Below are 25,432 nucleotides of genomic sequence, written 5' to 3' on the forward strand. Positions count from 1 at the left end.
TATTCTCTCTTTTATAAATAGAAATTGACTCCCATGCGCAAATTCGTATTTTTGCCGCGAAAGGCTGTTGTGCCTTCCATTAATTTTGGGCTTGAGTTGTCTGAAGCTTCAAATTGGAAATCGACAAAAAATGAGGTCCTTGCCGTACGCCATATTTTGCTCGTCAGATAAGATAGCCTTGTCTGTATGCCGAGCACATTGGTATCATAATAGTAGAATTCGGGATAAGCAATACCTGCTGTAAATGAATTCAACTGACCGCTTGGTATTTGTAGACTGTTTGTTAACTTAAGTCGGTAAGAAGGGGTAAACTGTAATCGAAACCGATCATTAGATTGTCCGATTTTTGTCCAAGATAAGGGCAAGGAAAGGGCTATCCAGCTTCGTTCTGCGAGTGCTGTAAGCGCATCGTCGCGTTTGTCGTAAAGACTTTCTATAGAAATACCAACTTCCTTGGGCGTGCTGGTGAGTGACGAAAACGCTTTACTGTAAAGCAGACTGCTATTCCAGCGCGTCAAGAAGTAATTGCTTCCTTTATGATAAATTCCATCCTGTCCACTCTCATTGGTTAATCTGAAACGTACGAGATTACCGTTGACGCGTTTGTCCCGAAAGAGCAGATCTATAGCAATTTGATCAAGGTCGAACGTCTGCTTAACCAGATAGTCTTGCAGATGACGTACATCGTTTGTATTCTCGTTTTTGCGTTGTAAATAACTTGCGGCCCAGTATAATATCCATTGGGGTTTGTTTAATGTGCCCGCTAATTCTAGTCCGCGATAGCGATCGTATTGTTGAATGGATGCGGAATCAAGTGCTTTGATTGAGCCATATCCAAAACTTGAAAAATAGTGATATTCGGGATAGGAGATACCTTGATTTAATTTCTGATTTTTGTAGGAAAGATCTGTCCTTCCTTTACCGTAGCCCCATATACCCGTGATTGAAAAATGCTGCTGGCTGCCGCTTACATACGATAAGCTTGGTTTTAATAGAAATTTCATGCTATAATGCTCCATTCTGGGATCTACTGATCGTGTTGCCCAGTGATGTGTGTAGTTGGCCTGTATACCGGCTTGCCAATGCTGGTCTAGCTTGTAACCCAATTGTGCTTGGGCATCATAGGTCTGGCGTTCAAATTTTCCGGCTTTTGGCGTGTAAAAATAGCCTGGAATACGATTGTCGTCCAATCCGCCTAAAAAATAGGCTAGACTGTCTTCCCAGGATTTTGCGTAACTGAACCTACCTGATACGACTATTTTGTCCGTTAGGTAGTTGATTCCCCGGGCTTCGAGGGCTGCAATAGTAGTCCTTTGGGCTTTCTGGCTGCTGCGGTAGTTTTGGTTTTTCAAGTCATAATAAACTGAGATATCTCCAAAATTATTTCGGGTGGTATCTTGTAGCAAAACAGTATGATCAAAGAGATATTGCATTGTTTGTGTACCTGCCTGCTGCCACAGAACGGTATCTGAATGATAGTTTTTTTGTGCTAGAGTCAAGTTACAGCAGCACAACAAAAATAAAAAGCTGAAATAGCGCATAACAAAAAATATTGGGACAGCCTCAGCTGTCCCAATGATTGAATATGTTAATCAATAAAAGAACTTGCAGATTTGGATACATCTGCTTTATTCAAATAACCAAAGTCCTCGCTGGAATTATTGGTATCTTTTAAGATACGACGTCCGTTGACAGTTTTGAGTGTTTTGCGCACCAAAGACTGGCTTGAATACTGCCCGGCCGGAACAAATGTGCGAACGGCATCCAATACGTTAGGGAGGCGTTTTGGTACGCGTTTGCTCTCTGTCGGATGCATGATTTCTACAGCGTCATCGATATAACTGACGGGAATCTGGAGGTATTTATTCGTGGTAGCAGTTATCTCGCGCTGATCTGGTGTAGCAAATGCCGGCAGATTTTTTACCGCAGGCAAATTTTGGTTGGCTTTAAATAGGATATAGGCATCGCGACCCAAAGCGTTCAACACCATGTCGTTTCCTGATACAAAATAGGCAACATCTAGATTTGTAACTTTTGGGTTGTCTATATCATATTTATAAGGTACACCGCCTAAATAACTGATTAAGTTTGTTTCGAAGTCGGCATTGGAGAGATTCACGGTCAAATTGGGGTCGGTAATAATCACGCTTGTTCCGTTGTTGTCGGCGTAAGAATTGGTGTGATCAATTGCGGTTGCAGCAATGATAATGCTCTGCCCTGGCTGAACGGGATACTTTTTGCCCGTACCATCACTTGGTACCATAAATAGTGTATTGGCGTAGACATAGTCGTTATTGGCGTCTAATCCTGCGCCTACAGTCATACCAATAGATTGGCTCCAGTCATATTGATTGCTCCCAGATTGAAAATATTGGCCTGAGTTGTTGTTGTTTTTCCCCTCGACCTGACCAATGTAGAGGCTGTCGGCATATAGCAAAGTATTTGAATTATTGTAAATTTCTAAAAACTGGTCTCTGAATATAGCTCCTTTGCTGGGGTCAGATCCGGCATAGTAGATTTGCTTGAATACCCAATTGCCTACTTTACCAATGACCAGATCTAGTTGTTTTTCTGTATTGGAACTAACATCCAAACGCTCCAAAGCGGCATTAAATGTCACATCTTCTTCGGTGTAAACCCCTGTTTTTTGCGTATATTCCTGTGCACTGACGACCAGTACAGCAGCGATGTCATAAGAACCGGGTGTGATGTTTGCGAACGTTATTTTTCCTGAAGTAGCCCCTTCTGCGTTATAGGCTTCGCTGGTGGAGCGATTGGTAATTTTGACGGTAGATTTTGAAACGTCAAAAGAAACATCGCCTTCTTGAGCCTGAATCGTTAAGTTGAGCGAAACGGGTTGGACGCGGTCGTCTTCCGACTTTTTACAGCCAATTACGACAGTCAAAAGAAGCATGGCGATGATGATAAGGTTTCTGTTCATGTTGTTGTATGTTAAAATTTTAATGTTGTGCCTATTGTTAGGCTTGGTTTGGTATTTGGGTTGAATATGTTGTCGATGCCGTTATCAAGTGTAGTGAGCTTATAAGGACGAAGGTCCAAAAGATTGTATACACGCATGTTAACCCGAAAATTTTTGCGAATTTCCTTTTCAAATCCCATGTTCATCGTTGTGTATACAAAAGGTGTATTTACCTTTTTACTGTCTTTGGTTTGCCGTATGAGGGTATTGAAAGGTGCAGTATTGGCTTCATCAGCTGTCAGTTTGTGGTAGCGTATGTTATCGGTTAGATAGGCTACAGGATCCGAGCTGCTCAAGGTATTGCTCTGGTTTAGTATGTTGATGTCCAATGAAAAATTGATAATGAATCCGATACGGGAAAAATGCGTAACCGTGTTAAATTTTGATAGCAGTGATTTAGCGGATTCCCGTGATGGCTCGTAATACAAGGTTTTGATGTAACGGTTGTCATCAAAATAGATCCTATTTGCCGGTGTGACAGCCTCATTAACGGCATTGGTCGCTTTGGTATAGCTATAGGATGTGTTGAGTGAAAAGGAGGTTGCTATAGCTGGAATTTTGGGCGTTGATAAATACCATTCAAAGCCGTAGCTTTCAGAACTCAGACCGTTAGTCAGCTGATGGTCTATAAATCCACCGGTGACAAGAGTTGCGCCTGTAGGTGCATATTCAAACTTATTGGTTGTTTCGTTTAACCAAACAGTATACTGGGGTAGCTCGTATCGGCGAAGGTTGGTGGTCGCATAAAAACCAGCGCTGTTTTTTTTGTAATAGGCGTAGAGGGACGAGTTAAACCAGCGGTTATTATGTACCACACCGAATTCTATCTGCAAAGATTTGGAGGGTTTAAGTTTGCTGTTGTCAATCTGTATCTTATCGGTATACAAGAGGTAAAGCGAGGGGTCTACGCCTCCTGTACTTGCTGTGATAAGATCGTAATCAATATAGGTAGGTCCGGGATAGAGCTGGGCGAGTGAAGGGGCTTTGCTGGCGATGCCCAATGCTCCGGTAAAGGTCCAGTGCTTGTTCCATTGCAAGCGTGAATTAATGCGAGGCTGCAAGGTACCATAGCCGTTCTGTACATCATACCGTAGCCCGATTTGATTAGACAGCGTGCGTTTCCCCAAAGTTATATTGACCTGATCTTCAATATAGGCACTCCAGTTTTTGGACGAAGGAATATATTCAAAAGAATAGGGTCTCAGATTTTGCTGATTGCTACCTATCAGGCGTGGCCTTTCTGGGTCAGATACCACGCCCTGGCCCCCGTTATTAGAATAGTTAAAACTGATGCCATAATTAAAATTATGCTGTACTTCACCTGATTGTGCCTCGCCGTTGGCTGATAGATTGATCGCCGCAGTAACTGGTTTTCCAATAATCAGCTCTTCTGTCATGGTCGATAAAACGACATATTTTCCTTCATAAATTCCCGTGGTATCCAGCGAAGCAATCGGTGTAAGCCCCCGGTTTATCGCATAGCTTGCATAGGACTCCTGTTTTCCCAATGAGATGCTGCTGTTGACCTTTAGGTTTTTCATCCATGTCTGCCCGATCTGTATACCCATTCTATTATTGAAAGAAAATGTATTGTTGGTAAACTTGGATGATCGGAGTGAATTGTCGTCCGGATCCTGACGTCTGCTATCGTTTCGTCCTGTATAATCAAAAGAGAGTGTATTTTTTACTTTTCCAAAAACATTGGTCCAAAGCATGCTCTGGGAGTAGCGATGAAAGGATTTCACTTTATCTTTTGGATCAGCATTGCTGTAGGTCCAGTTTGTACTGAAATTTAAAGCACCCCATTTTGGGGATAATAAAAATCCTTTGCTTATGGAGCTGCTTGTAGAACCGCCGTTAATGTTAAAACTGGCAACATAGGGACTTTTACCGGCCTGCCGATCGACAATAACAGCGCCATTGGTCACTTCTCCATAACGGGCAGGGGCAATACCTTGGATGACCTCTATTTTTTCAATATTATTGACGGGTATATCGCGCAGATCAATTCCTTGAAAAGGTGTATCATAGCTTTGTACTCCTTTATTGCCGAAATAGCTGTCTCTATAGCCATAGGATGTGATCGTGCTTCCGTTTAGGCCTCCACGGGAAAGTCCGCGGGTCTGTAAGTTGGCATCATTGGATAGTCTCATGTCGTCAATAATAATGGCAATTCCCTGTGAATTATTGAGATCAAATGCACTTCCCGAAAGTCCACCGCCCCGTAAGGTGAGTGTCGATAGACTATTTAAGTCCAGTGGTACTGTTTTCTTCCCAGGTAATGCATTCATGACATCCACGAGGCTAAATGCCTGCAGCTGATCGATAGCTTGCCGATCAATCTGGATGGAAGAATTTGAACGCCCTTTGTCATTAACATCTGGTAAGATATTGACTTCTTCTAGCTTGAGAGAAAGATCACGCAGGACAATGGTTTTTCGCGCAGGAGGTTGCTCGCGCGGGAAATTGAGGGTAGCGGACTGTTTACCGAGATAAACAACTTTGATGCGGATAGAATCTCGGGCTTGTACGTCGAAATCAAAATTTCCCGATCGATCGGACATGTAGCTGGTATTGTTATTTAGAAGCGTTACTGATGCAAAGGGTAGCGGCAGTCCGTGCTCATCTTTCACTAGTCCATAAAATCGTTCCTGAGCTTCAGCCATTAGCCCCATTCCACATAGCGCAAATACTGTCAATTTTTTTTTCATAAGTACGTAGAAAAACGCAAAATCCAGTTTGTGTGATTTTTAACCGAATGATGAACAGTGGCAAAAATACTTTAAAAAAAAGGTTTTTTAAAATTATTTTTAATCAATCTAATTAACATCTTCCTGAATATTGCTTATTTATGAGCGAAATATGCAAAAAACTCAGTTCTATGTAGATTTGGAACTTCCGTAATCATAACTCGTTTCAATATCGATAAGATTTTGTTATTTATTTAAAAATAAATGATACGGGTCTTCATGAAATCTTTTATACCAAATTGGGGTATAAATTGGTTTATTTCTATGATTCGGCAAATTTCACACATTAACGATTTTATTCGTTGTTGTCTAAATAAATGATTAACTTTATGGAAACCAGTGGCCTAGTTATGAAGTTTTCATTGCTTTCTTTTTTTTCTTTTTTCTTTTTATCATTTGCTACAGCTCAATCATCAGTTGAAAAATCGCTTAAAATCGATCCAAATGACTGGATAATGCAACAGTTGTCTAATGCTCAAGTGAAAAAAAATCTAGTGTCGTATAAAGACAATTTTTTCCAATTTGATACTGTACGTCTAATTGGATTTATCGAAGGTTATAGTCCTGCATTAGAATTTACAAGTGGTATTATTTATAGCAGTAATGAGCTGACTCGTGAAGATTATCCGACTACCGTACAGGTTTATCCTGATGGTCGTTTTGAGGCGAGCTTCTTGGCTACGAATCCGAAAACTAGTTACATTATTTTTAAAAATGACCAATTTAAATTTTATATCGAACCGGGACAAACGCTAGCGTTGCGATTTAGCGTTACAGCAGATCAAAATTTAGCATTAATGGGTTTTGAAGGTCCTCTTGCTGCCGAGAATCAGCAGCTCGGAGGCTTTGATTGGGGAAATAACCTCCGTGCCTTTTATCAGGGTATGGAAAGTAGTTTGAAAGAGCAACCAATTTCAGAAATCAAAAAGCAACTCTTGACAGCTTGGGATTCGGTACAAAATGAAGTAAAGGGGCGGTTAAAGAAAACAGATTTTTCACCAAAAGTAAAAAATCTGGTCCATACGCAAGTTGCGCTCATGTATGCAGTGCAATTGATGGATCTGCAAATGTATCGAAAGAATTACCTAAGGAACAATCCTACAAATGCCTTCCTAAAAGAGCCGCTACCCAGTGATTATTTTAATTTTATAGCTCGCTTAGACCTAAATGATCCAGCTATTTTGGTGCAGGATGAGTTTTCAACCTTTATCAACCGATTTGAGTATTCGACACTATTTAGTCGTGATGTCTATTATGATGCCTTAAATAGTCAACGTAAAGGGAATTTATATTTGGTATTGGATTCGGCAAATCAAAAATCTAACCCAACGATAGCCAATACGTTGGTCTCCGAAGTTGCCAAATTGCGTACCTTGAAGTCTGCATTAAATGGTGCAGCTGATACAGCAGGGATAACAAAAACTACAGAACAATTATTGGCCGGGTTAAAAAATAGAGATTTAAGGCATGAAGCGCTCCAACTGGCTGAACGGGTGAAGAAATCCAAAAACGGCTATTTGCTGCCTCCTACTGATGCTGCAGCTATCTTTAAGAGCATGACAGATAAATACCGTGGTAAAGTCGTTGTTGTGGACTTTTGGGCACAGTGGTGCGGCCCATGCCGCTCCGGTATTGAATCGTCGCAAGGGAAACGCTTAAAACTCAAAGATAATCCGAATTTGGCGTTTGTTTTTGTGACCGACGTCGATGGAACTCCAGATATGGAGTTTTATAAAGATTATATCGTTAAAAATAGCATGTTTGAATCCTATCGGGTTTCTGCCGATGAATATAGAGCATTGCGCGAATTATTTAAATTTAACGGAATTCCGAGGTATGTACTGATGGATCCTGATGGTAGAATTAGAAGTGATAATTTCCAAATGCATAATCTGACAACTGAACTTCCAAAAAATTACCCACAGCTTTTTACGTATCAACAGATGCAAGGGATCAACTAATTCGGTGTGCAATAATAACTTTACTTTTTAAATCAAAATACTAATTATATTAGTATTTTATATTGTTGTTTCCTATCTTTGTACTGTTAACCAGTTGATAAATAATTATGAGTCCAAGAAAAAGGCGTATAGATGATCCCTTGTGGAAATCTATTTTGGAGCAAACATTTTCGCATTTTCTACGATTTATTTTTCCGGATGCAGATGCTGTTTTTGATTTGAGCAGACCCTTTGATTATCTTGACAAAGAGTTTGAGCAATTATTCCCTCCGGAAAGCAACGGTAAGGGAGTCCGTTATGTCGATAAGCTCGTCAAAGTCTATTTAAATGACGGGAGCGAACAGTTTGTGCTCTGTCATGTGGAGATCCAGAGCAGCAAGGGAAATGGCGATTTGGCCGAGCGCATGTTTCACTATTTTTATAGAATATGGGATCGTTACAAAGTTCCAATTACTGCAATTGCAATTTTGGCAGATGAAAATGAAGGCTATCGGCCAGCGGTATATAGGCAAAAATTTATGGGCACGTCATTGCGCTATGATTTTAACAGTTACAAGATCATGGATCAGGAAGAGTCGGTTTTGCGAGCAAATGAGAATCCATTTTCAGTGATTGTCCTTACTGCTCTTTTGGCTATCAAGAATAAGAAAATAAGTGACGAAGGTCTGAAAGCTATTAAGCATGATCTTTATGACGAGATGCTAAATCGAGATATGGATAAGGATACCCGGCAAGGGCTATATGATTTCCTAACTTACTACGTAAGTTTTGATAATGAGGAAGTTTTGGGTATATTTGAAAAAGAAATAAAAACAAAAATAGGAAGGAGCGATACTATGGGCACTCAAGAATATTTATTAGATAAAGCGGAAAAAAAGGGAATTCAGAAAGGCATTGAAAAAGGTAAGCGCGAGGAAGCTATTGCCATTGCACTAGAGTTTAAGAAAATGGGTATTGCAATAGCTGATATAGCCAAAGGAACAGGCCTTTCTATTGAGGAGATCGAAAAGCTGTAATCAAATACTTTTAAAGTTTATAGATATTTATTTTGAGCCATTTCCGGAAGGGAGTGGCTTTTTCATTTAAACTGTGTTGTCCTTTAAAAAACTCCCCTTTCATTGCTGATAAAAGAGGAGTGCCTTTTTAAACTAAATATATGAAAAAATCTTATCGTTAATAATAAAGCGTCCTAATAGATTAAGCCGCTTCGCTAGATTTTGGTATATTTCAACCAGCTTATTCAATATAGAAATATTTTTTTGAAATTGAAAAAATTAAAAATATCTTTCTGATGTTTGTTTTTCCTTTTTTTGTGAAGAGCTTTCTTAGTTTAATCCAATTACTGGACGCTCTCCCTCGCCATAGAAGTAGTCGAAGAGTTGACTTGGTTTGCACGCTAGAGCTTTAGAAAGGCCATATATTTCATCTGCATATAGCTCTTTAAGTTCTCCTGAGAAAAGTCTATTAAATCTCTTCGCAATAATTTTAGAGCTATCACTAATTTGATTCTGGCTATTTATATAAGGATTGATCAAATCGTGAAATAAGTTTTCATTCTTTTTTAGACTCGCTAAAATATGGCCCTCATGTTTATTAAAATAATTGTTACAGAAAGTATCAATATCTTCTCCTAAAAAAATCAAGGTCTTATGAAAGATTCTGCCATCTAGTTTGGGAGAGCTCTCACTAAGAAGATTTGATATTTCTTTAGACTTATTTTTTAATTCAGATTTATTTTTAATCTTTTTCTTAAGTATGGATAAAATATATTTGAAGAATTCTTCCAGTTTATTTAGTTGATAATCAGCCATTTTTATTCGTTTTTTAAAATAAAAAGTCTCAAATAGGACTAATATTGATTTTTATTTTTATATTTGCCTTATAATCAGTTAATCTGATTTAGTCTCGAATACGGAAACGACGAAATTTCAATGACGCGAGACGTAGGGTTTGCGAACCCCCTGTGCTTTTTGTATTTTCGCAAAAGGAAGGGGCAAGCTCCCCTATTGGAAACTGCGTCATGGGTATTCGTCGTACCTCGTATTCAGTGGAAGATAGTGGGGCTTGCCTCTTTTATATTTATAGATGCTTGCGTCTTACTTCCCCTTTGAGACTCTTTTTGTTAACCAAATTGTAAGATTATGAGATCAAAAGAGCTAAGAACATTTACAGAACGACGGCAGATCAAGGATCAGCTTAACGAGCTTGCAGTATCACTGCTCACCAAGAACAAATACTGCCCACCTGAATAGCTTCTTAAAAGCTTAAAATCAACAGTGGCCGATATCCCCTGGGTATCGAATGGATATAAAAAAGCCTTAATAGCCTATTTATAGCATACCAATTGTTGATTTTGCCGGCCTATTCTTTATATCTACGCTCTAAATTGAACAGCCCCCATCTCTTTTATCTTCGCACTTTAAAAGTAAGGGTTTCCGATTTCAAAAGCAAAGATTTGAGAAAAATACTATTATAGAAATTCTATAAAAAAGGTCGGTTTTTTATTTACCAACGGACGCGGTATCGTCTCTATCAAATTACGTGTAACTGTCCTGCACCGCGCCCGATAACCTATTTCTTATTTTTTCACCGCTGTGACCTGAGTCCATTAAGGTTCCTACAAAAAGCTGATTTCGGTCGGACAGGGAGAGCTATGCGCTATGGTCACAGCTAAAAACTAAACACATGAAAGCCATTTATGAAGATCTCCTGCGTCTTGATAGGCCATTCTATGAGATCCATGAAGACAGTTATGATCCATTGAAATGTATCGAAAACTTTTGGGATAATTATCCGCTAGCCACAATACGCGAAAACCTCTTCGCATTGGATTTGAAATGTAAAACACTCGGGACAGATGCCGAAAGCAAATTAGAGGCTCTACAGCAAACGTTGTTTTTGTCGGATATTCTGCGTGCTCTGATGGCGTATTTCCTGACGCATAGCCGCCATTTAGATACAACCCAATTAAAACTGTCAACTCTGGAAGCCAATATGAAGGAACTCCAGCTGACCAAAAAAATCAACGATTTTTTTCAATCCATTAACCAACCAAAACCTTAAGATGATGAAATCAACACTATACAATTTATACAAAGCTTTTAAGAGCAAACGAGCACGAGCGATGCTGCTGTGTTTGGTTTCTATGTTTAGTTTATCTGCTCAGACGCCCCGCAAGGACAGCGGGGCCAATGGGCTTCCTGCAGTTGCACCGATCAATGTAGGCGATCGGGTTCCCGAAGATTTTTATACCCGACAGTATAAAGTTTACACGAATGGCAAGTCAATCACTACAGATCTAAAACATCTGAAAGGTAAGCTGGTCATCTTGGACTTCTGGGCCTCATGGTGCGGAATGTGTCTCACTCAGATGCCAAAAGGGGAGAAGCTGAGCCAACGGTATGCAGATACGTTATCTATAGTCCTTGTCAATACCAAACATCGTAGGGATGACCTCCAAAAAATTAAAAAGACCTATAAGGAAACCTTATCCCGGATAGGTGGAAGTGTGCTCCCTACGGTGTATGATGATGAATACTTGATACGCTTGTTCCCGCATGCATCAATCCCGAGATATGTATGGATCTCGCCACGCGGTACCGTGCTGGCAATTACAGGTCATACATTCGTAAATAAAGAACAGATTGATGATGTAATCGACTTGTTGAGGGGGCAAGGTAATTATGAATAGATGGTTAATTTATGCGCTGTGCGTTACATTATGCTTCCTGCAGGTGGAATTAAAAGCGCAGCACAACTATACTGGAACGGTAGTAGATGAGTCAACCCACCCAATTGCCGGCGCAAGCATTACGCTGTTGAAAACAAAGATGCAAACGAGGACAGATCGCGAAGGAAAGTTTAAAGTACCAGCGACTGATCTTAGTGAACGGCTATCTGTCAGCTACATGGGGTATGAAACGCGTGTATTGGCGCTTGCTGAATCCAAAAATAGGAACTTTTGGATCGTTCTTACCAAGAAAACGAATCAGCTCGAGGAGGTGATGGTCGAGACAGGCTATCAGCGCATTCCCAAAGACCGTGCTACCGGGGCTTTTGCACAGGTAGATGATAAGATCATAACGCAGAGACTATCATCGGGCAATATTCTTGACCGCTTGGAAGGGAATTTTTCAGCTCTGCAGATGGATCGGCGCGATGGTACCAATCAGATCAATATTCGTGGTATCAATACCCTTTCCAGTGCGCTCATGGGACCACTAATTGTTGTCAATGATCTGCCTTTTGAGGGTGATATAAACGCGATTAATCCGAATGATGTGGAGACCGTTACGCTGCTTAAGGATGCGGCAGCCACCTCAGTCTGGGGGGCAAGAGCCGGGAATGGCGTTATCGTGATTAAACTCAAAAATCATAATAAGCAGAAAGGAACGGCGGTGGACTTTTCGTCCAATCTGACCATTGCCGCAAAACCTGACCTGATGTATTTACCTAAAATGTCTTCGGCAGAGTTTATCGATGTCGAAAAAATGCTTTTTGACAAGGGATTTTATAATACCATATTGAATGGTACAAATTCGAATAGGGGTATTGTTTCTCCAGTTGTAGACGGCCTGTATGATCTTTCCAAAGGACTGGTCTCGCAAGAGGAAATGGATGCGCATATCGAAAAATATAAGACACAGGATTATCGAAAAGACCTGCTTCGCTACGTCTATCGCAATGGTGTCTTAAGCCAAAATAATATTGTGCTATCTGGTCGTGCTGAGCAGAGTGGATACCGAGTAGGGATCGGCTACGATAGAAATACACTCAGCAAAAGGGAAAGTAATAATCAGCGGCTGGTGATCAATGGAACTTATCAGCTGAATTTCTGGAAACGCTTTAGGCTGGAGAGCAACCTGCTTTATTCCAATATGAAGAATAGCTATAATCCGGACCTCATTGATTATCCAATAGGTGTTGGCGGAGGTAGGACAAATCTATATCCTTACGCACAGTTGATGGATGATGCCGGAAATCCGCTGGCGATTCCATCACAATATAATTTTAGGTATATGGAGTCCGTAGCTACGCGCAATGAGGGGCTGCTGGACTGGTTTTATCGACCTTTGGACGAATTTGGTACATCCAGAGCCAATAATAATACCAATTATTGGAACGCAGGGCTTAAGCTGTCGGTCAAGCTGTGGAATAGTCTGGAGATTACTGGCCAATACGGCTTTGAAGGTCAATTGGGTGCGAATCGAACCTTACGCGGACAGGAGTCTTTCTTCACGCGGGATCTGATCAACCGTTTTACGCAGATCGATAATGGGACGGTAAAACGGATTGTGCCGTTGGGAGGGATACTGACCAATGGAAACAATGATTTTACCAGCCATAAAGGAAGAGTACAGCTCAATTTTGCACACACATGGAGTGACCTACATGAACTGAATTTCTTTGGCGGCGCTGAAGTTTCGGCACGTACGGAAGAAAGCAGCCTGTTTACAACCTATGGTTTTGATGAAAATCTGTACAATAGCCAACTGATAGATCCGATAAGTGCTTATCCGATCTATGATGGTCTGAGTGGATTGAGCCGTATTCCCTATACAAACGGGTTTGATAAACGAATGCGTCGATATGTATCGCTATTTGGGAATGCCTCCTATACTTACAGGGGACGATATATCTTTTCGGTGAGCGGCCGGAAAGATGCCTCTAACCTGTTCGGAGTAAATGCCAACAACAAATGGAATCCTTTGTGGTCGGCTGGACTAGCATGGAAGCTGTCGGACGAAGCTTTCTTCCCGAAGAATAAAATGGTTAATAGCTTGAAAATGAGGTCTACATTGGGGCATAGTGGTAATTCGGGTGGTATGACCACCAGTTTGCCTATTATCAGTTATATGTCGGGACTAAATACAGATGTCAGTACTTTTCCGCGTGCCATCGTCTCTTTGCTGCCCAATCCATCGCTCCGATGGGAAGATGTCCGCATGTTCAATGTAGCGTTAGATGCTTCCTTGTTTAATAATCGTATTGTACTTTCCGCGGATGCTTATTTTAAAAAGTCAACGGATCTTTTTGCCTCGGATCCCATCGACCCGACTTATGGTTTTAGTACTGTGCGAAGGAATGTGGCTATTGCTTCGGGAAGGGGTATTGATATTGATCTCAATGCAAAAATATTGGATGGAAACCTTAAATGGAACGCGAAGGTGCTATTTACAATCAACAAGGATAAAGTAGACAAATATTATGGCGGTACCTGGCGTGCTTTGAACTTTACAGCTTATTCTGGGCGAAATGTTTCTCCAGTCGAAGGTAAGGCGCTTTATCCTGTATTCTCTTACCGCTTTATGGGACTTGATCCTGAAAATGGCGATCCGCAGGGATCGCTGCAAGGCGCTATTTCTAAGGATTATACCAAAATCCTGGCAGACTCTATCCAAAATCTGGTGTACCAAGGTTCGGGAATCCCGCCATATTACGGATCGCTCAACCAGACTTTTGTTTGGAAATCCTGGCTTTTGAGTGTCAATATCGCTTACAAGTTTGGCCACTTCTTCCAAAAGGAAACAATCCGGTACCTTGATCTTTTCAATGGTTGGCGCACACATGGAGATTATGCCAAACGGTGGCAGCATTCGGGAGATGAATCGCAAACAACCGTTCCATCGATGACTTATCCGGCCAATTCAAACCGTGATGATTTCTATGCTTACTCGGAAGCCAATATTGGTAGGGGGGATATTATACGCTTGCAGGATATTCGTTTGCAATATCAATGGCTGCTCATGCGTAAGTTTCCCGTACAGGCTTATGCTTCTGCCAACAATGTAGCGCTGCTATGGAAAGCCAACAAATGGGGCATAGACCCCGATTTTAACAATATGCCTCCTGCGCGAAATTATAGCTTGGGGTTATCAATTCATTTTTAACAGAAAGGGAGGAATTATAATGAAAAATATGATGTGGATAGGCATCTTTCTATGGAGCCTTTGCTGCCAGTCTTGTACTAAATTTTTGGACGAAAAGCCACAGTTATCTGCGGCTACTCCCGACAAGGAAGAGGACTTAAGAGCACTTTTGGACTTTGAGTCTCAGATCAATCTCTATTATCCGGGACTGATTGAGCTGGGTACAGATGACTATTATCTGAACAATGATACCTATAATAATATGCTGGCCAGTTTTCAGGAGGCTTATCGATGGGATAAAGAAATGATCACAACGGATGTCGCCTATTGGAGAGCCTGTTATAATACCATTATGATCGCCAATATTGTGCTGGAAGGTGTTGAGCGTCTGCAGCCAATCAAAAATAAAGATATTGAAGGCGAAGCCCTATTTGTCCGTGGGCTGGCACACTTCTATGCGGCTCAGTTGTATTGCCCGCTTTATAATGAGGTTGTGGATAGCCCTTTTGGGCTGCCGATACGGTTGACTTCCGATTTTAATGTTCCTGTTACACGTGCTACGGTACATCAAACGTACAAACAGATTATTGATGATATCAAAGGGGCAATCCCATATTTGAGGGATCAGGCCGCTGAGATTAATAGACCGAGCAAACGAGCAGCGTATGCCGCATTGGCAAGAATATATCTGAGTATTGCAGACTATGAGCAAGCACGGTATTATGCCAATGAATGCCTGAGAATAAATGCAGATTTGATGGATTTTAATACTATTGATGCTAAGCTTAATTACCCCATCACGCCAAAAAATGTAGAAATGATCTACTATGGATCAACAATTTCGGGAAGCGCTGCACTGAACAGCAGTCGGGCCAGAATACCCATGGAAGTATATGACCTATTTGATGCTAATGATCTCCGTAAACTCATTTATTTTAAATCCGTGAATGCAACAGAATATGCTTTCAAAGGCTACTATTCTGGGCGTTCGGCTACTTATTTTGCAGGTTTTGCCAATGATGAGCTTTTTCTGATCCGGGCAGAATGCAATGTCCGTCTAGGAGCTACTGAAGAAGCCTTGGTAGATATGAATAAACTGTTGGAAAATCGGATTCGAAAGGGTTCATTTACCGAATTAAAATTGTCAGATCCGAAAGATTTATTGCTTTTTATTCTCAATGAACGCCGCAAGGAAATGTTGTTTCGTGGTGTAAGGTGGTCGGATCTGAAGCGATTAAACCTAGAACCGGACCATGCCGTAAATCTGGTACGGGAGGTTACGGCCAATGGGGAGACAAAGCGGTATGAGCTACCGGCTAACGACGCACGTTACCTATACCCTATTCCGACGGAAGTGATTAGTCAGAGTAATATTGAACAAAACCCACGGTGAGAAACGAAAGCAGGCTTCCGTTAATGGAAAGCCTGCTTTTCTGTTTACTGATTGGAACGAAATGCTTGCACAGTAGTGTTGGTGTTGGAGGTGGATACAGCATCTTCAATCTGATCCTCCACTGTTACGCCGGGAGACACTTGATGCGACATATCGGGCTTACCCGAACCGTTGTCTGGTGCTTTGATGGAACAGATCTCCTGGTCATCATCACCACACTCAAATTTAGGCGTCAAAGCATAATTCGCTGGATTGGTTGGATCTGAATTGACCAGCTCGTTGTTATACCAAGTCGGATCTTCAAGTGATTTTGATACTTTGTTTTCAATTTTCACATCTTCTTTTTCTGTGAAACTTTGCGCTCCATAAGCGAGCCCCAATCCTAATACTGCTAATGTGCCGGCACGTAGCCAGCTGTTTCTTTTTGTTGCCATGGCAAAAAATTTAGTTTATAAAATGTTTATTAAAGCCAGCACCTTTCGCTAGCTCCTTATACAAAGTTGCACGCAAAATAAGTCTGATATAGGCCTGTATTATAGGAGCTATTTTTGAGCATATTTGCCCGTGAGCAGAAAATACTGGGCCTGCTGCACCGTGTGGCGGGAAATGCCGAGCAGATCTGCCTGCTCGACTTGAGTGGTCGCAGCTTTGATTTCGGGCAACAACCGGGTAAAGTTAAGGTAGCGCTCAAAAGGAGAATAGCCCAAGCTGGCCTGTCTAAGTAAAATCAGCTGCCTCTTCTTTTTATTGCTCAGTACATCAATTAGCGTATCAATAGATTTTTCCTGTTCCTGAAACTGGCGTAGTACCGGGTGTGGGATCGCAATAATAATTCCCGAACGGAGTGCCACAATATGCCCGCTGTGTAGATGATGTGTATATAGGTGATTGGTCGTCATTAAAGCCATGTTCGGAATAGCCAGGCTCATAATCTTGCGCTTGCCGGTTTCATTGTTTTCTTCGACCCGAGCCAGGAGGCCTTTTGCGACAAAATAGGTCATCTCCGAATGAAGGTTAACTGGACTGAGTTGCTCGCCTCGTTTGACGATCTTGACTTTGAGGTTGTCCTTTGCCCACTGATAGTGAAAATGATCTATTGTGTGATATTTCCCCCAAAAATCAAATAATAGTTTGAATCCCGCCTTAGTGTTATGCTTAATTGACATAATAAAGTTTTTTTTGGTTTATCTGGTTTACTGTCAATAATATATGTTGCGCTAACAAAACTACGATGATTTAAAATCATTGAAGAAACTACCCTTATAAGGCCTTTTGCCTCTAGAAAAATCTCTTTTGCCACCCAAATTATCGACAAAATGGAAAGTTTAGGAACCAAATGGCAGATGAAGGCGATGTCCTTTAGCTCTCCAATTATTAGTTGAATTTTTACTCCCGATCGATCCACAGTCTTCAGTGCCTGAAGCCGTAAAGCTGTTGCGAGAACAGCCTATGGTTTTATTTTTTACGAGAAACAACGTGGAAATAACAACACTATTGGCCCAATTTGGTCTATATAATCCACAACCTCTGACCATCACTGACCTCATGTTAGGTATTGATGAAGAGGAAGATGGAGGGAAATGCAATATCGTTTTCCCTTAAGAACATGATAATAATTGAGTATGCTGTGCCTTATCCTTGGGCATAGCATATTCCCAATATTAACCCTAACGTATTTTTATATGCAATTTACTTGGAAAGCCGCCATGAACGGGTACACCGAAAAGGACTGGCGGGACTTTGTTTTTTTCTCGGCCAATGTGCAACATCTTTTGGGTATCCATCAGCTCGATATCCAGCAAAATCTACACCGTGCGGCGATCAATTTCTCAAGGCGGCAGGCAGAAACGGACGCCACTAAATTTCTGCTCGAGGACAAAACCTATTGGATTTCTCCGGAGCGCGCTCAATTTATTCTAAGTTTTCATTTTGGCTACTATCGGGCCGTCCCTGCCTTTTTGGTTCAGCGCGGCTATAAACTTTGTATTCCTGTGGCTAAAGAAGTCATGTTGCAGCAGTCACAGCATTACGCCGCTCTGCTCGGTGACCGTTGGCAAAAACAAGTTGTATTTCTGGAAGCCGAGGATCCACATCTTTTCTTTAAGTTACGGCAGCAGATGGATCTTGGGTATCATATATTCTGCTACCTTGATGGAGGGGTAAATGCCGCAAAAGATTTCCAGGCGCAAAAATTAAGCGAAATCCCTTTTCTAAATGGCAGCATTAAGATAAAGCATGGGATTCTAAGTATGGCTTTTTTGCTTCAAAAAAATATAACAGTTTTAATTGCCAAAATAGCGGCAGAAAATGAGCCTATTGTTATTTGTGAATTGAGTCATTGGTTTGAAAACTGGTTTCCGAGCGCCAGGCAGTTTAAGGACTATTTTAGCCGCATCATTTATGAAGATTTTGAGGAAACCTTATTAGAATATCCGGAGGCCTGGGAGGCCTGGCTTTACCTACACAAAATCATGTCACCAAGCTCGGATGTAGCAACCTGGCCGGCAACTAATCGTATAATTTCATTTAGCATGAAAGAGAAACAGTTGCTGCTTGATAAGTTTACTTACCTGAGTTATCCCCTGTAACGATTTTAGTAGAAATATATCGGAACACTTGTCTAAATATGATGTTGTAATTATCTTTAGGTTATCAATATAAACCAATAATATGAATAGGTTCTTTAAAAGAAAGTGGTTGTTGCACTGCTACTTCTGGATAGGATATAGTTTTTATTTTTTTGCGGTAAATGCACTGGGCAATTCCAGACTGAATTTGGGAGCTTCCTTCATCACCGTATTTTATTGTGCCGTCATCTTCTATGCGGTATATCTGATCTTGATATATATTTTCGATCAGGGTCATATACTTGGAACTGTGCTATTGATGAGCGGATTTTATCTAATCTCCGCCCTGATTGTGTACTATGAATTGTATGGAAGATTTGGACTGGAGATTATAAATAATAGGTATGTCATAACTAAACACGCTTTTAGTTGGGCGAAGTATATTCAGACCTTTCTCGTCATGCATAGTAATTATACGGTGATGGCGGTGGGCTATTATTACTATAAGAGTAAGCTTCGTGAATCAGATGATAAGCTTGAAGCTGTAAACGCACGTCTCGCCGCAGAATCAACGATGAAATCTTTTCAATATACGACCTTATCTGCACAGGTGCATCCGCATATGATGGCGAATATCTTTAGCCATTTAAAAAATAAGGTAGACCCATATGATGTTGAGTTGGGTATGCAGCTTTCGGAAATTTATCGCTTAATGAAATTCTATATGGAGGCTCATCACGTGGAGGGGGCAACCCATATTTTATTAGCGGATGAAGTGAAAGCACTGGAGCAGTACTTGTCCATACAGGAGAAAGTCGAATCAAATCCTTTTTACATAAATCTTTCCTGCTCGGGTAACCTGATGCGATTTAGTATTGCACCTACATTATTGCAGACGCTCGCTGGTAACTTATTTAAGCATGCGGACCTGTGGGATAAAGATCACCCAGCCAAAATCGACATTCTTGTCGGTAATGCCGGTTATCGGATTACGATTCAAAATAAAAAGCGAAGCGGACCTCAGATGATGCCAAGTCACGATGTAGGACTTCGGAACATAAGAATACGCATGGAATATCTCTTTGGAGCGGATTTTTCGATGGAAGAACATCAAGACGCTAATCATTATGAACTCATGCTAAGTGTGCAGCGCTACAGATAATTAAAGGAACAAAAAATGACGGAAAATATGAATAGAATATGGATTGGAATCATCATCGATGACCAGAAACCGCATATCGACCATCTGCTTGAGATGGTCGAAGAGATTGGCTATGTGCAGATTGCCAAAACGTTTAGCGATCCGCAGGATGCCAAAATTTTTCTGCGTGCCAACAAAGTGGATTTTATGATCCTTGATGTCGAATTAGGGAAGACCAACGCTTTTGATTTTTTAAGAACCTTGCCCAGCTCAAATCTAAAAACAATTCTTTATACAGCACACCGCCAATACGAGGATCCGGGATATGATTTCGGTGTCGTTGATGTGCTGCTCAAAGACGTGTCTAAGAGTCGTTTCTATGCCGCATTGCGCCGGGTGGATGAAGCGCTCGCTAAATTGATCCCACTCTCTGATCACGATTCACTGGAAAATTATACCTATTATTTTATGATCAAAGGGCCGGTGCGTTATCAGCGTACGGAGGTTCGTATGAAAGAACTTGTTTATGTGGAAAGTACCAATGGCCAGGTTAAATTTCACATGATCGGGGGTAAAACACTCAGCTGCAGCAGTACCATGCGGGAAGTATTGGGGCGATTGCCGGTCAGATGGTTTAAGCAATGCCATCAGAGCATTGTAATTAATATCAATTTTTTTTACAGCTATGGGGTCGGCGGTGTCTTGATGACTGAAGGGACGAAAAAAACACTTCCTGTAGGTGATAAGAAACTGTATGCAGACTTCTTTAGCTTCATTAACTCCAATATCCTTGGTGGATAAGCGTATTTGTCATTATAAACAATTAAAAATATGAGAAAAGATTCGTTTAACAATATAGGCCGTAAGACAGATGCGCATCTCTTGCAGGCTTTACATATACTCTTTACAGAAATACAAGTATTAAAAAGAGCAATACAGGATAGCTTTCAGACAGCGGATACCACTGTCGAACTTCGTGATGCAGCATTTGTCAAAGACACCGTAGGCGTATCGGACCGTACGTTGCTGCGGTATCAAAACTTAGGCCTTATTCAGGTGTACCAGCGCGATAAAGGGGGCAAAAAGTATTTTAAGCTTGACGACGTGCTCCGGCTCAAACGTTACTTAAATGGCTAGGAGCCTCACACCTGCTTATGCCTTTATTCGCATCTTCCATGGCCTTTGTTCGCTGATATCCCTAGCCTGCACTTAGTTTAGACCTAGTGTTTACCTACTAAACTAGGTCGGAACTAGGGGCTTTGTCGGTATCTGGTAGGTTAACCTCAAACCCAGGTCATAAGCAGCCCTGTCAATGGTCTGTGCAGCGGCGTTGGCGTTGGCTTTTGGCGGTCTTCGGACAATTGATAGGCAACCTTCGGACAAGCGTCGGACAATCTATTCTGTCCTATATTTTTCTGTTTATGAATGCTTTATGTTTGTTCTGTCAAGCAAAAATACCGGTATAAAAATCTTGGCGATTTATTTTTTAATCTTTAAAATTTTTAAAAATGGGAACAATTGTAAACGGAGCAAATGGGGGCTTCAGTGGTAAGGCCGGCTCAGTGATTGGTGCCAGCTGGAAGAGCATCAACTACATCAGAGGGCTCGCTAAAAAGAGCAACAAACCTTATACGGAAGCACAGCTCATCGTGCAGGCAAGATTTAAGACACTGATGCGTTTTCTGCTGCCGATTAATAACTTTCTAAAAATCGGTTTTGGCCAGAAAAAGGCAGACCGTCTCACTCCGCTCAACTATGCTTTTCAGCTGAATCAGGATCTGGCTATTCAGGGTGTCTATCCTGATCTGAGCTTGGACTATAGCAAGATCAGAATTGCGGATGGCATCTATGGTGGCGGCGGAACAGTAGAAGCTGGTTTTGATGCAGATGTCATTACAGTGGTTTGGTCGACGGGCATCAACGATGTTTACCAAACCAAAGAAGACGATCTGTTTTATGTGATCTGCTACCATCCGGCAAAGGATGAATTCATGACTTCGCCAACAGTGCCGAAAAGGCAAGATGGAACGGTCACATTTGGAGTGCCTGAGCATCTGTTGGGTGACGCCGTGCATATCTGGTACTTTATGTCCGACCGGACAAAGACCAAAATCAGCAGAAGCAGCTATCTCGGTGAAATAATGCTTGCCTAGGCTGGAATAATCGCCAGGGGTAACTGTGCCCCTGGCAGATTTTGGAAGGAAAAAATGTATGTTATTATTAGTAGTACAATTTTAGATGAAAAAAAGAAAACAAAATAAGACAATAGGCATGCTGCTGACGCAACAAAAGTTTTATCTGGCGAGCCAATATCTAAAGCCGCTGGCATCGGTCATTAAGGATGGATTTGAACAGTATGTACGCCGGGAAAAAGCAAAGCATCTGTCTGCACGCAACCTAGCGATGGCGCATGCGATGAAATATGCGGTCAAAGGTGACTACCCAGAGCTATATGTTGATCCAGCTTTCATTCTGCTCTCCGATGGTTCCGTACAGGGGATAAAGGTAGAAGATATTATGCTGGAAAATGATGCATTGAGGCTAGATTTCGACGGTGGTGAGATCACGCCCTTGAACCACGATGATGAGCTGCTGTTGGTGGCTTATGATCCGATTGCAGGAGTTGCTATACGTAATGAGATGCTGGTTACGCGCTCGAGTTCAGGCTTAAGACTCGAACTGCCTGATTACATGCAAAATGTCCGGCTTGATGTCTTTGTCTTGGTGCGCGATCGAAATAGAAACCGCTATTCGCGCAGTCAATATGCGGGAAACGTATAACAATTTTCTATCATTAAATTATATCACTATGAACAGTGTAGAAATGAAAGGACCATGGTATAGTCTAACACAAAAACTGCCAATCGAGCCCAAGTACCTGCTCGGTATGGCAAGCATATTATTGGTCATTATTTTCCTTTTTGTTGGAAGTATCTTGCAATTTTTCGACCCGGCATCAGCAGCGCTTGATCTGGGGGTACTGTCCCTGTTGTATTTTGGGCTAATGACCGGAATGGTCTTTATCTGTTGCTGCACCTGGTTGCTGGAATACCTCTGGAGACCCTTCAAATATTATAGACAGGATATTTATTATCACTTTAATCAATTAAACTCATGGCAACAATCCATTCTTTATTTCTCGGTTTTCTTTCTATTGCTCTTTGCATTTCTCCTGCTACTGGAAATGCTGTTTTAGACGGAAGGTGTAACAATGTTTATGCTCGTGTGCGTAAAACTGATCTGCTGAGGCGGCAGATCGATGAAATTGCAGTGAATGAAATTGGTGTAAGGGAGACAGGGGGTGAAAATAAGGGACCGGAGATTTCCAAATACCTTGCCTATGTAGGCCTAGGTGAGGGTTATGAATGGTGTGCAGCATTTGCCAGCTGGTGTTATGGTCAGGCTGGTCTTTCAATGCCGCGCAGTGCATGGAGCCCCGCGCTCTTTCCCAAAGCGCGTCGTTATAGCAAAGCGCAGTTATTGGAAGGAGATGTGCGGCAAGCCGATTTGTTCGCGATCTATAGCAGCCAATTGAAACGTATCCATCATGTAGGGCTAGTCAAAGCAATTGATGGCCCGATGTTGATCTCGGTAGAAGGAAATAGCCACGACCGGGTGGAATCACGGCGGCGGCCCCTTACAACCATTTATGCCATTGCAAATTGGATCGATTGAGGAGGGCACTGTCAATGAATAAATACAAAATTTCGGTAGCTGGAAGCCTAATTTTTTTCCTCTTCATGATAAGCACTGCTGTAGTCATCAGCTGCAGCGTCTTCCAGGGGAAAAAGCAATTGGAACAGAAATCCACGCAGCGCTATAGTCAATATGAACATTGGGATCTGGCCTATCATCAGAAACAGCAGGATAGTTTATCTTCCTATTGGTATTTTAGTACGGACAGTCCATTATGGTTTCATTCAGATAGCGGATTATGGGCTAAGGGAGGAAGACTTTTCGCAGAGCAGTCGAACATAAAGCGAACTGAAGAGAATTTGCAGCTTCAGCGGGCAAACAGCGAGGAGGCAGCGGCTTCTGATTTGATTGTGAAAAGGGAAAAAGATTGGTTATCCTTGATTTTGATCGTCGTTGTACTGATGGCTATTTTGGTAGGGCTGGGCTATCTGGCTTGGAAAAGGATAAGAAAGTAGGCCTTCGTTTTTTATAAATGCCCCTGTTTCTATGCAGGGGCATTTGCTTGTTAAGTAGATGTAGGTCGGTTACATTAATTTGCGGTCAGCGCAACTGCATTGAGCTGTCTGGAAGTTCCGTCGGGACCTACAGCGACGATATTGTCAAAGATGACGCGTGTGCCAGGTACAATACCATTGAGGGCTGAAGACATGCTTGAACTCAACTGCCCGCCCGAAGTCGATAACACGATTGCATCCGCACGAGGCTTGGCAATGATCATGGTAAATTTGGTGACTCTGAAAGTAGCATCAAAATCGAAGTTATCCAGTTTCGCAAACAATGCATTTTGTGCTTTAAGTGCTACGGTAGCCATTGATCCGCCTGTTTTACCAGCAAACTTGGCAATAGGATCTGGAATCCGTTTCACACGGAATTCTGTCGAACTCAATGTCTGTGTTTTTCCTGGTGCTACCTCAGCCGAAACCGAAATATGTGCTGTACCCGGAGAACTTACTTTCACATTATACTTACCACCGCCGGCACTAGAAATACTGCCGCCACTCATGCTCACCCGCACTTTATCTGTCGGAGTACCCGGAGCTGATACCGATATCGGGTTGTTCACACCGATATAAAGTACATTCATTTTGTCTGGCGATACGACCGCTGAAGGACGCGCAACCTGGTAGGTCTGTACAGGGGTACGATATTCTTTATAAGACCCGTCTGTCTGTTTGACTTTAATCACACCGGTCCAGGTATAGATACCTTCGCGACTGGTGTTGATCGAATAAACACCTTTTCCATCCACCACCTGAAGCGATGATCCATTAACCGAAATGGCCGGTTCAGATTTGGAATCGGATGCCGTCAGAAATACTTCGGCTTTATAAGGTTGCCCTTGGACCAAATAGGAGGTCGGAGCAACAGCAACCGCTGCAAATTTGTCTAAGTTCACAACGGCCTGATCCATTTTGCCCAAGATAAGCTTAACCACATCGGACTCTGCATTCTGCGCATCGGTCTGAATTTTAGTTAAAATGGTCATCGCTGCGGTCAAAGGTGTGCCACTACCGAAATTAATTTCTTCCCAGGATTTTTTGCCGTTTACAGACTTCTCTGGATCTTTAGCCTCTAAAGAGAACGAAACCATCTTTTGTTCTTCAGGTGTCAGTAGGGCCAATAGTTTGGTACGTGTTGTATTGATTTTGTCTTTTAAGACGGTTCCTTTTTTCTCATTGATCATGAGATTGGGGGAGATATCCTCGTTTTCACGTTGTGCCAGATCACCCTTTTCTTCATCGTATCCACCGCCTTGTTTAACGAACTCTTCTTTTAAGGAACCAATATACTGATTGAGTTCCCCAATGATAGCCTGTGCTTTTTTTGCCTTATCGTAGATTGGTTTGGCGCGTGCCGGCTCTTCCTTTAATTTGGTGTTTTCGAATGCGGAGAACAGTTGTTGAACCGCTGTGCTGACATTCGATTTGGATGTTTCGAGACTGTTGTTGATATTTTTGAATGCATCCAAGATGGAATCCGGTACATTGAGCGCCAATAAGGCGAGCAAGACCAGATAGAGGATGCCAATCATCCTTTGTCTTGGAGTTTCTCTTCCTAATGCCATTGTTTTTGAT

Annotated in this window: 23 protein-coding genes; 16 read left to right on the forward strand and 7 right to left on the reverse strand. The window is 41.8% G+C overall.

The window, feature by feature from the left end:
• Nucleotides 1-11 precede the first annotated feature (11 nt).
• The 3 genes from GVK91_RS16590 to GVK91_RS16600 all read right to left on the reverse strand — a co-directional run bounded on the left by GVK91_RS16590 (nt 12) and on the right by GVK91_RS16600 (nt 5,691).
• Nucleotides 12-1,433, reverse strand: coding sequence for a DUF6850 family outer membrane beta-barrel protein (locus GVK91_RS16590; RefSeq protein WP_159730268.1), 1,422 nt, complete (start codon nt 1,431-1,433; stop codon nt 12-14).
• Nucleotides 1,434-1,588: 155 nt separating this feature from the next.
• Entirely contained in the window at nt 1,589-2,941 is a 1,353-nt protein-coding gene (locus GVK91_RS16595; protein ID WP_159730270.1) for a DUF4876 domain-containing protein, read from the reverse strand.
• Between the two features lie 11 nt (nt 2,942-2,952).
• Complete coding sequence (locus tag GVK91_RS16600; protein ID WP_159730272.1) at nt 2,953-5,691, reverse strand: TonB-dependent receptor; 2,739 nt, start codon at nt 5,689-5,691, stop codon at nt 2,953-2,955.
• Nucleotides 5,692-6,059: 368 nt separating this feature from the next.
• Between GVK91_RS16600 and GVK91_RS16605 the strand changes: the two genes are divergently transcribed.
• The gene (locus GVK91_RS16605; protein WP_159730274.1) at nt 6,060-7,691 is read left to right on the forward strand and encodes a TlpA disulfide reductase family protein; all 1,632 of its coding nucleotides are present in this window, start codon (nt 6,060-6,062) and stop codon (nt 7,689-7,691) included.
• A 107-nt stretch (nt 7,692-7,798) separates the two neighbouring features.
• Complete coding sequence (locus tag GVK91_RS16610; protein WP_159730276.1) at nt 7,799-8,707, forward strand: hypothetical protein; 909 nt, start codon at nt 7,799-7,801, stop codon at nt 8,705-8,707.
• A gap of 309 nt (nt 8,708-9,016) precedes the next feature.
• Here the strand turns inward: GVK91_RS16610 and GVK91_RS16615 are convergent, their stop codons facing one another.
• Nucleotides 9,017-9,502, reverse strand: coding sequence for a helix-turn-helix domain-containing protein (locus GVK91_RS16615; protein WP_159730278.1), 486 nt, complete (start codon nt 9,500-9,502; stop codon nt 9,017-9,019).
• A gap of 874 nt (nt 9,503-10,376) precedes the next feature.
• Between GVK91_RS16615 and GVK91_RS16620 the strand changes: the two genes are divergently transcribed.
• Genes GVK91_RS16620 through GVK91_RS16635 form a run of 4 tightly spaced genes read left to right on the forward strand, consistent with a single transcriptional unit; the run spans nt 10,377 to nt 15,953 of the window.
• Nucleotides 10,377-10,754: a hypothetical protein gene (locus GVK91_RS16620; RefSeq protein WP_159730280.1), complete on the forward strand. Its 378-nt coding sequence runs from the start codon at nt 10,377-10,379 to the stop codon at nt 10,752-10,754.
• A 1-nt stretch (nt 10,755) separates the two neighbouring features.
• Nucleotides 10,756-11,382 (forward strand): TlpA disulfide reductase family protein, encoded by a 627-nt coding sequence (locus tag GVK91_RS16625; RefSeq protein WP_159730282.1) that lies wholly within the window; start codon nt 10,756-10,758, stop codon nt 11,380-11,382.
• Nucleotides 11,375-14,581, forward strand: a complete 3,207-nt coding sequence (locus GVK91_RS16630; RefSeq protein WP_159730284.1) for a SusC/RagA family TonB-linked outer membrane protein — start codon at nt 11,375-11,377, stop codon at nt 14,579-14,581. The genes GVK91_RS16625 and GVK91_RS16630 overlap by 8 nt, the downstream gene beginning before the upstream one ends.
• A 28-nt stretch (nt 14,582-14,609) precedes the next feature.
• Entirely contained in the window at nt 14,610-15,953 is a 1,344-nt protein-coding gene (locus GVK91_RS16635; RefSeq protein ID WP_194932856.1) for a RagB/SusD family nutrient uptake outer membrane protein, read from the forward strand.
• A gap of 44 nt (nt 15,954-15,997) precedes the next feature.
• Here the strand turns inward: GVK91_RS16635 and GVK91_RS16640 are convergent, their stop codons facing one another.
• Nucleotides 15,998-16,387 (reverse strand): hypothetical protein, encoded by a 390-nt coding sequence (locus GVK91_RS16640; protein WP_153845429.1) that lies wholly within the window; start codon nt 16,385-16,387, stop codon nt 15,998-16,000.
• Nucleotides 16,388-16,495: 108 nt separating this feature from the next.
• A complete protein-coding gene (locus GVK91_RS16645; RefSeq protein ID WP_153845430.1) occupies nt 16,496-17,119 on the reverse strand; it encodes a hypothetical protein in 624 nt (207 codons plus the stop codon).
• Between the two features lie 310 nt (nt 17,120-17,429).
• On the opposite strand from GVK91_RS16645, the gene GVK91_RS27640 reads away from it, so the two are divergent.
• From GVK91_RS27640 to GVK91_RS16690, 10 genes are all read left to right on the forward strand, one after another.
• Nucleotides 17,430-17,555 (forward strand): hypothetical protein, encoded by a 126-nt coding sequence (locus tag GVK91_RS27640; RefSeq protein WP_262885289.1) that lies wholly within the window; start codon nt 17,430-17,432, stop codon nt 17,553-17,555.
• An 80-nt stretch (nt 17,556-17,635) separates the two neighbouring features.
• The gene (locus GVK91_RS16650; RefSeq protein ID WP_153845431.1) at nt 17,636-18,541 is read left to right on the forward strand and encodes a hypothetical protein; all 906 of its coding nucleotides are present in this window, start codon (nt 17,636-17,638) and stop codon (nt 18,539-18,541) included.
• Between the two features lie 82 nt (nt 18,542-18,623).
• On the forward strand, nt 18,624-19,682 hold the full coding sequence (locus GVK91_RS16655; RefSeq protein ID WP_159730286.1) for a histidine kinase: 1,059 nt from the start codon (nt 18,624-18,626) through the stop codon (nt 19,680-19,682).
• Nucleotides 19,683-19,709: 27 nt separating this feature from the next.
• The gene (locus GVK91_RS16660) at nt 19,710-20,462 is read left to right on the forward strand and encodes a LytTR family DNA-binding domain-containing protein (protein WP_159730288.1); all 753 of its coding nucleotides are present in this window, start codon (nt 19,710-19,712) and stop codon (nt 20,460-20,462) included.
• A 30-nt stretch (nt 20,463-20,492) separates the two neighbouring features.
• The gene (locus GVK91_RS16665; protein ID WP_153845434.1) at nt 20,493-20,798 is read left to right on the forward strand and encodes a hypothetical protein; all 306 of its coding nucleotides are present in this window, start codon (nt 20,493-20,495) and stop codon (nt 20,796-20,798) included.
• A gap of 371 nt (nt 20,799-21,169) precedes the next feature.
• Nucleotides 21,170-21,814 carry a DUF6266 family protein gene (locus GVK91_RS16670; RefSeq protein ID WP_159730290.1) on the forward strand — a complete coding sequence of 215 codons (645 nt, stop codon included), beginning with the start codon at nt 21,170-21,172 and terminating at the stop codon, nt 21,812-21,814.
• Nucleotides 21,815-21,899: 85 nt separating this feature from the next.
• A complete protein-coding gene (locus GVK91_RS16675) occupies nt 21,900-22,442 on the forward strand; it encodes a DUF6266 family protein (RefSeq protein ID WP_159730292.1) in 543 nt (180 codons plus the stop codon).
• 28 nt (nt 22,443-22,470) lie between these two features.
• Nucleotides 22,471-22,857: a hypothetical protein gene (locus GVK91_RS16680; protein ID WP_159730294.1), complete on the forward strand. Its 387-nt coding sequence runs from the start codon at nt 22,471-22,473 to the stop codon at nt 22,855-22,857.
• Nucleotides 22,776-23,336: a CHAP domain-containing protein gene (locus GVK91_RS16685; protein WP_159730305.1), complete on the forward strand. Its 561-nt coding sequence runs from the start codon at nt 22,776-22,778 to the stop codon at nt 23,334-23,336. The genes GVK91_RS16680 and GVK91_RS16685 overlap by 82 nt, the downstream gene beginning before the upstream one ends.
• 65 nt (nt 23,337-23,401) lie before the next feature.
• The gene (locus GVK91_RS16690) at nt 23,402-23,812 is read left to right on the forward strand and encodes a hypothetical protein (RefSeq protein WP_159730307.1); all 411 of its coding nucleotides are present in this window, start codon (nt 23,402-23,404) and stop codon (nt 23,810-23,812) included.
• A gap of 74 nt (nt 23,813-23,886) precedes the next feature.
• On the opposite strand, the gene gldM is transcribed toward GVK91_RS16690, so the two are convergent.
• Nucleotides 23,887-25,422, reverse strand: coding sequence for a gliding motility protein GldM (gene gldM / locus GVK91_RS16695; protein ID WP_159730309.1), 1,536 nt, complete (start codon nt 25,420-25,422; stop codon nt 23,887-23,889).
• Between the last annotated feature and the right edge of the window lie 10 nt (nt 25,423-25,432).

It is taken from the genome of Sphingobacterium sp. 18053, from assembly GCF_902706145.1.
GTDB lineage: Bacteria > Bacteroidota > Bacteroidia > Sphingobacteriales > Sphingobacteriaceae > Sphingobacterium > Sphingobacterium paramultivorum.